The organism is Arthrobacter silviterrae, assembly GCF_011045165.1.
Taxonomy (GTDB): Bacteria; Actinomycetota; Actinomycetes; order Actinomycetales; family Micrococcaceae; genus Specibacter; species Specibacter silviterrae.
The window spans coordinates 60,172-68,573 of the sequence record NZ_JAAKZI010000023.1 but is presented as its reverse complement, the minus strand read 5'-3'; the positions used below and the strand labels follow the sequence as shown (position 1 = coordinate 68,573).

Below are 8,402 nucleotides of genomic sequence, written 5' to 3'. Positions count from 1 at the left end.
CCGCGCGAGGGGGCTAGATTGGATGCCATGGTGGACACGACGGCGGTGCTGTTGGCAGCGGGGGCCGGCACGCGGCTGGGACGCGGGCCCAAGGCCCTGCTGCCGTTCCGCGGTGCCACGTTGGTGGAGCATGCAGCCGCCGTCCTCCGGGACGGCGGCTGCACTGACGTCGTCGTCGTGCTTGGCGCAGGGTCGGCGGCAGCCGCCGTATTGCCCGGGCTGGCCGGCTGCCGGCTGGTAAGCAATGAAGGTTGGGCCTCCGGCATGGGAGGCTCGTTCCGCCTGGGGGTGGCCGCAACGGCGCCCGGCAACAACACGCTCATAGCGTTGGTTGACCAGCCGGGCGTCACCGCCGGGCTGGTCAACAGGCTGATTGCCACGCACCGGCCGGGCCGCATCACGGCGGCCGGCTATGGCGGGGAGGGCGGCACGCTGCTCCGCGGCCACCCCATCATCTTCAGCCCCGAACTTGCCGAGCAGGCGGCCGCCACGTCAACGGGCGACGCCGGAGCGCGGCAATTTCTGCGCGAACACCCCGAACTCATCGACTTGGTGGACTGCAGCGACCTCTTCGACGGCGCCGACTTGGATACCGAAGCGGACCTGCACCTGATGGAGCGTCCGCCCAAACAGCGCAAAAGCTGAGGGAGCGTCAGGGGGTCAGGCGCCGGCGGCCGGGTGGTTGAGGTTGGGCTCCTGCTTACGGCTCGCGGACTTTTCTGTGGGGCAAAACCCACGTTGGGTTCGTCCCCCGGTGCACCGGGGGCAAAACTCGGCACGAGTTTGGCCCCCACGGAAAGGGAGCGTCGGGGTCAGGCGCCGGCGGCCTTCAGCCCCAGGTAGATGACGTCCCTGGCCAGCGGCAGCCGGGTGGTTGAGGCTGGGCTCCTGATTACGGCTCGCGGACTTTTCTGTGGGGCAAAACCCACGTTGGGTTCGTCCCCCGGTGCACCGGGGGCAAAACTCGGCACGAGTTTGGCCCCCACGGAAAGGGAGCGTCAGGGGGTCAGGCGCGGGCGGCCTTCAGACCCAGGTAGATGACGTCCCTGGCCAGCGGCAGCCGGGTGAACCTCACGCCGGTGGCGTTGCGGATGGCGTTGGCCAGCGCCGGCGCCACGGGATTGAACGGGCTCTCGCTCATGGACTTCGCCCCCAGGGGGCCCAGCGAGTCATGCGTCGCGGCAAAGTACACCTCGCTGCGCGGCACGTCCGCAAAAGTGGGGATGTGGTACTGGCGCAGGATGTCCGTCGTGACGGCGCCGTCGTCCCCCACCAGCACCTCCTCGTACAGCGCCGCGCCCAGGGCCTGGGCAATGCCGCCCTCGATCTGCCCCCGGCACTGCCGCGGGTTGACCACCACGCCGGCGTCCGCCGCCTGCACGCTTTGAAGTATCCGCAGCTCCCCCGTGCCCCTGTTGACGGCCACCCGGAAGCCGTGGACGTTGAACGCCACGGAGCGCGGCGTGCCGCCCCAGCGCCCCTCGGCCCGCAACGTTCGCCCTGCCAAGGCGGCCAGCTCGTAGACCCGGGCCAGCGGCAGCAGCGTGCCGGCGCAGTCCACGGCGCCCGGCACCAGCCGGCACGCCGCAACATCCGCGCCGGCGCCGTCCGCGGCCACCTTGAGCAGCTCACCGGCCAGGTCCTGGGCGGCGAGCAGCGTGGCCTTGCCCGCAACCACGGTCCCGGTGGAGCCAAAAGCTCCCGTGTCATGCTCCGTCAGGGACGTGTCGGACTGGGCCACCGCCACGAATTCCGCCCGGCTGTTCAGCGCCGTCGCCGCCAATTGCGCGTGCACCGTGGTGGTGCCGTTGCCAAATTCGGCAGTGCCCACGCTGGACTTGAACGTGCCGTCGGCCAGCAGCTCCAGCACGGAGTGGGCAAAGTGGCCGCGCGGCGGGACGGTGTCAATCATCGACAGGGCAGTCCCCGTCCCCACGGCCCAGTCCGGCCCCAGCTCCGCGAGCCCGGCCTCGCGGTACCGCTCGGCACCCCGCCGCAGGGCGTCATCCACCAGGTCCACGCACTGGTCCAGCCCGTAGCTGCCGTAGTGCACGTCCTCCTCGGGTTCGGGGGAAGTGGACAGCATGGGGTCCCCGGACCGGACCATGTTGCGCCGCCGGAACTCCATGGGGTCCATGCCCAGCCCCGCAGCGAGCTCGTCCATGGCCGATTCCACGGCAAAGAACATCTGGCTCAGCCCATATCCGCGGAAGGCGCCGGCCGGCACGGTGTTGGTGTACACGGAGCGCGCATCCACCTTCTTGTTGGCGCACTGGTACACGGCGAGCGATTCCCCGCAGCCGTGGAACATGACTCCGGGGGCGTGGTTGCCGTAGGCGCCGGTGTTGACCAGCACATCCACGGCCAGCGCGGTCAGCGTCCCGTCCCTGCGGGCGCCCGCGCTGAGCCGGATGGTGAAGGGGTGGCGGGTGGTGGACGCCGTGAGCTGCTCGGTGCGCGTGTATTCCAGCTGCACGGGGCGCCGCAGCGCCAGGACTGCCAGCGCCACAATGTCCTCCGTGAGCATCTCCTGCTTGCCGCCAAATCCGCCGCCCACCCGTCCGGCCACCACGCGCACCGCGTCCTCGGGCAGGCCAAAAACGCGGCAGAGGGCACGCCGGGTCAAGAACGGCGTCTGCGTCGAGGAGCGCATGTCCAGCCGGCCCTCCCCGTCCAGCCGCCCGATCGCTGCATGGGTTTCCAGGGCCGTGTGCTGCACCCGCTGGGTGCTGTACGTCTCCTGATGCACGACGTCGGCCAGCGCCAGTCCCGCTGCCACGTCGCCGAGCTCGGTGTGCAGCTCCGCGACAATGTTGTGCGCCGGGTCGCCGATGCGGCTGGCCGCGGCATCCTTGTCCCCGTGGACGGCCGGGGCGCCCGGGAGCAGCGCGTTTTCCGGGTCAAGGACGGCGGGCAGCACCTCATAGCTGACCACCAGGGCACGCACGCCGGCCTCGGCCTCCTGGACGGAGTCGGCCACGACGGCGGCCACCCGCTGGCCCACGTGGCGCACCACGGAATCCAGCACCAGGGTGTCGTCGGGGTCGTCCGTGAACAGCTCGTGCTGGGCCGTGGAAAACAGCTGTTTCGGCGAATCCTGGTGGGTGAAGACGGCGCGGACCCCGGGCAGCCGGAGGGCGGCGGCGGTGTCGATGGAGGTGATCCGGGCGTGGGCGTGCGGGGAGCGCAGCAGTTTCATGTGCAGCAGTCCGGGGTAGTCCGCCGGGTCGACGTCGAGCGTGTAGCGGGCCGTGCCCGTCACCACGGCGCGGCCGGCCGGTGCACCCTGGCTGGCGCCCACGTGGCCGCAGCTGTCCGCATCTTCCGTCGAGACACCCAGCACGGCGTCCCCGATGGCCCGGTAGCCGGTGCAGCGGCACAGGTTGCCCTTCAAGTTGCGGGGGAGGTTCTCCTTTTGGGCGTCGTCGAAGGTGGCCGCCGTCATGAGCATGCCTGCCGTGCAGAAGCCGCACTGGAAGCCCTGGGCAGCCAGGAACTGCTCCTGCATGGGGTGGAGCGTGCCGCCGCTGGCCAATCCCTCCACGGTGGTGACGTTTTTGCCCGCGGCGCGCACGGCTGGGTAGAGGCAGCTGTGCACCGGCACGCCGTCCACGTGCACCGTGCAGGCGCCGCAGTCGCCGCCGTCGCAGCCCTTTTTCACGCCCAACATGCCTTCCTCGCGGAGGTAGGTGCGCAGGCATTGCCCCGGCCGCGGTTCGTTGGCGTGCGGCGTGCCGTTGATGCCCATGGCCATGGTCAGGCCCCCTTGCTTACGTCGTGGGCCGGGGCGCCGAGCAGTTCGGCCCGGATCTCCTCGGCGAGCCGGTACGTCATGTCGCGGCGCCATTGCGGCAGTCCGTGGATGTCGTCGTGGTACAGCTCCGCGGGGATGGCGGCGTCCAGGGCCCGCCGCAGGCCGGCCGCGTCGGGGAGCCCGGCACCTGGCCCCGCCGCCCCCGAACCGGCGAAGCGCAACTGCACCGGCCGCTTGGTGGCGGCGGTCACGGTCAGGACCAGGCCGCCGTCGGGCGCTAAACGGCCAATGAGCAGGACGCCGGAGCGGCCCAGGTTGCTCAGCGAAAGGCGGCGGAATGCCACCCTGGAGGCCAGCGCGGCGGCGGGGAGGTGAATGCTGCGCAGGAGTTCGCCCGGGGCCAGGCTGGTGCGGGCGTCGCCCACCACCAGCCCGGCCACGGGCACCTGCCGGCTCCCGCCGCCGGGCCCCAGCACCGTGGCCACCCCGTCGAGGGAGGCACAGAGTGAGGTCATGGGCCCGGCAGGCAGGGCTGTGGCGATGTTCCCGCCCACGGTGGACGCGTTCCAGATCTTGAATGACGCCACAAAGGAATCGCAGCACAGGCGCACCAGTTCCAGTGCCGTCCACGCCGGCGGCAGCCCCGGCCGGTCCGGCAGCGCATACAGCTCGGCGATGGTGCAGGTGGCTGCCAGCTCGATGCCGCCGTCGTCCACCTGGATGGCCGGCCAGCCGGCCGTGGTCACGTCCAGCAGGCGGCGCAGGGTGGTGCTGCCATAGGAGAACAACACGGTGCCTCCGGCCAGCCAGGCATCGCCGGGGCGCCAGGCGGAGGGGTCGGCCGTGGGAACCACTGCCTCGATGGTGTTCATGTCCATGGTTGCTAGCCGATCCCGAGGAGCTGCTGGATGGGTCCCATCCCGAAGTACACCACAAAGGATGCGGCAACGCCCCACATCAGCACGTGCACTTCACGGGCCCTACCCTGCACCACGCGGATGACAACGTAGGCGATGAACCCGGCGCCGAGGCCGTTGGCGATCGAGTAGGTGAACGGCATCAGGATGAACGTCAGGAAGGCCGGAATGGCGATTCCGAAGTCGTCCCACTCCACCTTGCGGACCTGGGAGGCCATCATGAAGCCCACAATGACCAGGGCCGGGGCCACCGCCTCAAACGGCACAATGGCCACGAGCGGGGCGAAGAACGCGGCCAGCAGGAACAGCCCACCGGTGACAACGCTGGCCAACCCGGTCCGGGCACCCTCGGCGATGCCCGCCGCCGACTCCACAAAGATTTCATTGGCGGAAACGGAGCCGAAGCCGCCGGCCACGGAGCCCACCGCGTCAACCAGCAGCACGCGGTTGGCGTTCTTCATGTTGTTGTCCTCATCCACCAGCCCTGCCTCGCTGGCCAGCCCGGTCATGGTGCCCATGGCGTCAAAGAACACGCTGAGCAAAATGGTGAAGGTCAGCAGCAGGGCGGACATGATCCCCAAATGGGCGAAGGCGCCAAACATGTCCACCTTGCCCACCAGGGAGAGGTCCGGCAGGGAGAAAATCTTCGCCGGCACGGCGGGGACCATGAGCGACCAGCCGGACGGGTCCTTCTGGCTGGATGCGGTGTTGGTGACCAGTTGCAGGCCCATGGCAAACAGCGTGGAGGCGACAATGCCGATCAACAGGCCGCCCTTGACCTTGCGCACCAGCAGCACAATGGTCAGCACCAGGCCGAAGACAAACACCAGCGTGGGCCAGCCCAGCAGCTTTCCATCCTGGCCCAGCTGCAGCGGCACGGTGGTGTGGGCCGAATCCGGGATGCGGCGCACAAACCCGGCGTTGACCAGCCCGATGATGGCAATAAACAGGCCAATTCCCACCACGATCGCCGTCTTCAGCCCGGCCGGGACCGCCCGCATGACGGCCTCCCGGAGCCCGGAAACAACCAGCAGAAACATGACGATGCCGGCAATGAGCACCAGGCCCATGACCTCCGGCCAGGTCAGGTTCTTGGTGGTGGCAATCGTGGCGGAGACAAAGGCGTTGACGCCGAGCCCGGCGGCGAGCGCGAAGGGGTACTTCGCCCACACCCCCATGACGATGGTGGTCACGCCGGCCACGACGGCGGTCACTGCAGCCACCTGGGGTATGCCCAGCACGTGGCCGGAACCGTCGGGCGAACTGAGGATCAGCGGGTTCAGGACCACGATGTAGCACATGGCGAAGAAGGTGGCCAGGCCGCCGCGGAATTCGCGCACCACGCTTGAGCCGCGGGCACTGATTTCAAAGTAGCGGTCGATGGCCAGTGCCATGCCACGCTTGGTTTCGGGCTGTCCGGGTGCCATGGAGGGCCCCTTTGCTTTTCCGGTCTTGTTCAACAGAGCCATGTCAGCCGCCCCCTAGTAATCGATCCGGGTGGCGAGCCCGTTCCAGGTGGTGAAGGGGGCCAGCGGGTCTGCGGCTCCCGGCGCCAGTTGCCGCACGGGCATGGACCGCTGCTCCACGGGGGTGTCGAAGTAGTCGTAGAAGACGGCGTCGTCGAATCCGGCGCGGGCGGCGTCGTGCCTGTCCGCGGCAAAGTACACCCGGTCCACGCGGGCCCACAGGGCCGATGCCAGGCACATGGGGCAGGGCTCGCAGCTGGTGTAGAGGGTGGCGCCGGTGAGGTCGAAGGTGCCGAGGGCCGTGCAGGCCGCCCGGATGGCCGTGACCTCGGCGTGCGCCGTGGGGTCATTGTTGGCGGTGACGCGGTTGATTCCTTCGAAGGCCCGCCCGTCCGCCGTGACCACGACGGCGCCAAATGGCCCGCCGTGGTCCAGGACGTTGGTGGTGGCCAGGTCTACCGCCCGGGCCAGGTGTTCCTGGCCAAATTCATTGATGTTCATGGTGACTTCCTTGTCACTGAAGCACCCGGCAAAACAGCATCATGCGGGAATCCTGGGAAGGATTTCCTGTACCGGTGTGCACTTGGTTTGAGATTCAAGATACGCCCGGTAGATAGCGGCCCTTGTAGGGCGCCCGCCATAGACTTGATGATGACCCTAACACCGAAATGTGAGCCGGGCAACAGTTTTTTGGAAACTCGTTACCGCATCATGAAATGTCGCGAAGCGTTGACTTTCACCCGCGCCCTCGCCTACATTGGGCGCAGGACCGTTTCGGCGGGACTGCCTGGATCAGCAGACAGGGCCTTTCAACAGGAGGAAAACTGAGCTGGCACCCGTGCGGTGCCGGCTTTTTTATTGGCCGGCCCGCCCCGTCCACTGCAAGGATCCCCATGAAGCAATCAACCCCGGACCGCCGGCTCTGGCTCAAGAACCCGCTGGCCGCCTTTACCGCCAATGACCTCGACGCCGGCGGCGGGGTGGTCCTTGCCGGCGGCCTGATCGCTGAGGTTCTCGCCGCCGGCCAGTCCCCCGCGACACCGTGCGAGGAGGTGTTCGACGCCGGCCGGCACGTCATCACGCCCGGCCTGGTCAACACCCACCACCACTTTTACCAGACGCTCACCCGGGCCTGGGCTCCCGTGGCCAATGCCGAACTGTTCCCCTGGCTGAAAACGCTCTACCCCGTCTGGGCCCGGCTGACCCCGAAGGACCTGCGGCTGGCCACGACGGCGGCACTGGCCGAACTGCTGCTCTCGGGCTGCACCACGGCCGCGGACCACCACTACCTGTTCCCGCACGGGCTTGAGGATGCCATCGACATCCAGGTGGAAGCCGTGCGGGAGCTGGGCATGCGCGCCACCCTCACCCGGGGCTCCATGTCATTGGGCGAGCACGACGGCGGGCTGCCGCCGCAGTCCACGGTGCAGGACCCCGACGTCATTTTGGCGGACAGCGAACGGCTGGTTGCCGCCTACCATGAGCGCGGCGACGACGCAGTCATCCAGATTGCGCTGGCCCCGTGCTCGCCCTTCTCGGTCACCCGCGAACTCATGGTGGAGAGCGCCGCCCTGGCCGAAAAACTGGACGTCCGCCTGCACACGCACCTGGCCGAAACCCTCGACGAGGAGGACTTTTGCCGGGAAAAGTTTGGCCTGCGCACGGTGGACTACCTCGAAAGCGTGGGCTGGCTGACGGACCGGACCTGGCTGGGCCACGGCATCCACTTCGACGACGCCGAAATCGCGCGGCTGGGAGCCGCCGGAACCGGCATAGCCCACTGCCCGTCGTCGAACATGAGGCTGGCGTCAGGCACCGCCCGCATCCTGGACCTTGAGGCGGCCGGCGTCCCGGTGGGACTGGGCGTGGACGGCTCCGCCTCCAATGACGCCTCCAACATGATCCAGGAGGCGCGGCAGGCGCTCTACCTGCAGCGGCTGCGGTACGGCGCAGGGGTCAGCGTGGAACGCGCCCTGGGCTGGGCCACAAGGGGGTCGGCACGGGTGCTGGGGCGGGAGAGCCTGGGCGAGATAGCGCCCGGACGCCAGGCTGACCTGGCCCTGTTTACCCTGGACGAGCTGCGCTTCTCAGGCTCGCACGACCCGGTGGCCGCCCTGCTGCTGTGCGGTGCCGACCGTGCGGACAGGGTCATGGTGGGCGGGCAGTGGCGCGTGGTGGACGGCCGGATTCCCGGCCTGGACCTGGGCGCGCTCATCGCGGAGCACAGCAGCGCGGCGCGGCGCCTGGTGAACGGCTAGTTTGCGC

General features: G+C 69.0%; 6 protein-coding genes. 2 read left to right on the top strand and 4 right to left on the bottom strand.

All coding sequences use genetic code 11. From position 1 onward, the window contains the following. Positions 1-645 (top strand): nicotine blue oxidoreductase (nboR, locus tag G6N77_RS13270; protein ID WP_420867315.1); only part of this gene is annotated, 645 nt, incomplete at its 5' end. Between the two features lie 361 nt (positions 646-1,006). Here the strand turns inward: nboR and G6N77_RS13265 are convergent. The 4 genes from G6N77_RS13265 to G6N77_RS13250 are packed head-to-tail and all read right to left on the bottom strand — an operon-like array spanning position 1,007 to position 6,638. Next, a complete protein-coding gene (locus tag G6N77_RS13265; protein WP_165182650.1) occupies positions 1,007-3,754 on the bottom strand; it encodes a molybdopterin-dependent oxidoreductase in 2,748 nt (915 codons plus the stop codon). Between the two features lie 2 nt (positions 3,755-3,756). After that, positions 3,757-4,632 carry an FAD binding domain-containing protein gene (locus G6N77_RS13260; protein WP_165182649.1) on the bottom strand — a complete coding sequence of 292 codons (876 nt, stop codon included), beginning with the start codon at positions 4,630-4,632 and terminating at the stop codon, positions 3,757-3,759. A 5-nt stretch (positions 4,633-4,637) separates the two neighbouring features. After that, positions 4,638-6,098 (bottom strand): NCS2 family permease, encoded by a 1,461-nt coding sequence (locus tag G6N77_RS13255; protein WP_165182648.1) that lies wholly within the window; start codon positions 6,096-6,098, stop codon positions 4,638-4,640. Positions 6,099-6,152: 54 nt separating this feature from the next. After that, positions 6,153-6,638 (bottom strand): nucleoside deaminase, encoded by a 486-nt coding sequence (locus G6N77_RS13250; protein ID WP_165182647.1) that lies wholly within the window; start codon positions 6,636-6,638, stop codon positions 6,153-6,155. 392 nt (positions 6,639-7,030) lie between these two features. Here G6N77_RS13250 and G6N77_RS13245 point away from each other — a divergent pair, with 392 nt between their 5' ends. Continuing rightward, a complete protein-coding gene (locus tag G6N77_RS13245) occupies positions 7,031-8,395 on the top strand; it encodes an 8-oxoguanine deaminase (RefSeq protein WP_165182646.1) in 1,365 nt (454 codons plus the stop codon). Positions 8,396-8,402: the final 7 nt, after the last annotated feature.

Bases quoted from the DNA above. Each gene is read 5' to 3' on its own strand.
- G6N77_RS13265 (WP_165182650.1), bottom strand. From the start codon at position 3,754: ATGGCCATGGGCATCAACGGCACGCCGCACGCCAACGAACCGCGGCCG.
- G6N77_RS13260 (WP_165182649.1), bottom strand. From the start codon at position 4,632: ATGGACATGAACACCATCGAGGCAGTGGTTCCCACGGCCGACCCCTCC.
- G6N77_RS13255 (WP_165182648.1), bottom strand. From the start codon at position 6,098: ATGGCACCCGGACAGCCCGAAACCAAGCGTGGCATGGCACTGGCCATC.
- G6N77_RS13250 (WP_165182647.1), bottom strand. From the start codon at position 6,638: ATGAACATCAATGAATTTGGCCAGGAACACCTGGCCCGGGCGGTAGAC.
- G6N77_RS13245 (WP_165182646.1), top strand. From the start codon at position 7,031: ATGAAGCAATCAACCCCGGACCGCCGGCTCTGGCTCAAGAACCCGCTG.